At 66.0% G+C, this 2,537-nt stretch carries 1 protein-coding gene and 1 pseudogene; both read left to right on the forward strand.

Annotation, left to right across the window (positions count from 1 at the left end; all coding sequences use genetic code 11):
• Positions 1-1,116, forward strand: a pseudogene (locus Q0C41_RS31255) (hypothetical protein); the annotation flags it as partial.
• An 814-nt stretch (positions 1,117-1,930) separates the two neighbouring features.
• A partial coding sequence (locus Q0C41_RS31575) for a sigma-70 family RNA polymerase sigma factor (protein ID WP_367079330.1) occupies positions 1,931-2,537 on the forward strand: 607 nt, incomplete at its 3' end.

Genomic DNA, 2,537 nt, shown 5'->3' on the forward strand with positions numbered 1-2,537 from the left:
ATTATCCTCTGCCTCGACAACGACGCGGCCGGCCTGCGCGCTGCGCTACGCGGGTCGGGTGTGGCGCATGACGGCACCCGGGATGAGGCGCCGCGCATCGACTTTAGTCTGCTCAACGGCTCCGAACGCTCGCGCGGGCGAGACAGCGGCCCCACGATCTTCGTGGAGCGGCGCACGATCCTGAAGGCGTTCACGCTGACGGGTGGGAAAGACCCCGATGAGGTCATCCGCCAGAACCCAGACGACTGGGTCCGTGAGTCGTCGGCCGCCAAACCGATCATTGACTTCGTCTTCGAGAACTTGCCGCGCGTGTTCGATCTGTCGGTCACCGAGGGGCGGCGCGAGGCTGCCCGGGCTGCGGTTGGCCTGATCTACGACATTTCGGACCCGATAGACCGTGATCAGTACCTCCAGAAGCTGGCCGGCATCATCGGGACGGGGATCGATCTGCTTCGGGACTTCGCCCGCCGCACGATGCACGTGGTGGCGCGCAATGACCGGCCGCAGGCGGCGCCGCGTCCACTCGGCCAGGTCGGCCCGCTCGGGCAGCCCAACGCGCCGACGCAGGCTCCGGAGACGCCTCCTGAACTGCCCGTCTCGCGGACAGACCCACAACTGCAGCTCCAGGACTTCGTCATCGCGCTGCTCGTGCGTGTCGGGAACATCGAGGGCTGGCCGGAGCCGAACGACTTCGAGAGCGGCGTGCATCGGGCTATTCTTCAGCAGCTTATGGACGGCCCGGCCTGGCCTGACGCTGAGACGGCGCTTGCCCGAGTCGAGCAGAGCCTCGGTTCGGCCGTCGCCGACACCGTCGCTCGCGTGCGGGTGTGCGACGAACGGAACGTCGAGATCTCGCAGGAGGATCTGCGTCGAGAGCTTGACGTGCGCCGGATGGAGTTGCGACGGGATCGTCTATTCAGGCAATATCAGGCACTTCAATCGGCCCTGCACGAGGAGGAAGCAGGCGTCGGCGCCGCTGAAGCGCGAGCGTCTCTCGACATGTTGCGGCGGGTGGCCGCCAACATCCAGGAGACCATCGTCGAGCAGCAGCGGCTCGGGGTGATCGGTTCAGCGTCCTGGAGCATCCGACGGGGGCAGGAGGTCCTTGGTGGTTGACAAGCAGCACAGCAGCCGCATCTCCCGCGAGAGGCCGGCCACAGAGACGCTCCAGCCGTATGAGTCGGATCAGGTGATCACGCTGCACGCCGCCGGCGCCGCGACGCTTGAACCGCTCCAGGATCTTGACCTGTCCGTCGATCTTGCAGAGGACGGTATTGCGGCTCACCTGGGTCCGGACGGTCTCGGGCCGAACACTCTGAGCGCCGATGTCGATCTCGAAGCTGAGTCGCTGGTGCTGAGCGCCTCCGACGACGATAGCGTCGTCACCGATACGCCAGTGCTGCTCGGCCCCGTTGCCGTCGAAGACAGCGTGACGGGCATCGGCTGGATCACGCCAACGGACGCGGACCTCCTCCTCGAAGAGAGTGAGGCCGATCCGGTCGTGGCGCTAGCGCTGGCGAATCGCTCCCAGGCGGAGACGGAGGCGACTCAGGAGGTCATTGTCCGCCCGGAGGACACCGAGGGTCTGGAAGACCACGTTCGGATGTACCTCCGGGAGATCGGCCTCGTCCCGCTGCTCTCATGGAGCGGCGAGAAGCGGCTCGCCCGACGGATGGAGGAAGGCGCCTACCTGGAGCAACTCACCCAGGACATCCGTGAGACGGAGACCGAGGCCGTCGCCCTGGAGCTGATGGCCGAACTGGAACGGCGCTTCGAGCAGCATTTCCCGCTCTTCGCGCAGTGGTTCGAGACGCTTGAGCCAACCCGGAGCGGCTACCGCGATGCGATGACGACGCTTGGCGACACGGATGAGTTGCCCGCTGAGCGGTGCCAGACGATAGCGGCGCGCTGTGACCGACAGGCCGACGAGTTGCGCGAGGCGCTGATTGAGCTGTCCACGCTCTGCCGGCTGCTGCCAGACGACTTGCTGGACTGGGTCGCTGAGCGGCGTGGAGCTGGCGAGACGCGTCCGCTGACGCCCATCGTGGGGCGCGCGCTGACGGTGGATGCACGCTCACTGGCTGACCACTTCGGCTGGATTCAGTTCGAGGCGGAGCGCGCCCGCGCCTCCCTCACCGAAGCGAACCTTCGGCTGGTCGTCAGTGTCGCTAAGAAGTACATCGGCCGGGGGATGTCGCTGCTGGATCTGATCCAGGAAGGCAACATCGGGCTGATTCGCGCCGTCGAGAAGTTTGAGTACCGCAAGGGCTTTAAGTTCAGCACCTACGCGACGTGGTGGATCAGGCAGGCGATCACGCGGGCTATTGCTGACCAGGCGCGCACGATCCGTATCCCTGTGCACATGGTCGAGACGATCAACCGGCTCAGCCGGCTGACCCGCCGGCTCGTCCAGGATCTCGGCCGCGAGCCAACCTCCGAGGAGTTGGGCGCCGAGATGGAGATTACGCCAGATCGTGTCCGCGACATTCTCAAGGTGGCGCAGGATCCCGTCTCCCTCGAAACGCCCATCGGCGAAG

This window comes from Luteitalea sp. (assembly GCF_022842525.1).
Lineage (GTDB): Bacteria > Acidobacteriota > Vicinamibacteria > Vicinamibacterales > Vicinamibacteraceae > Luteitalea.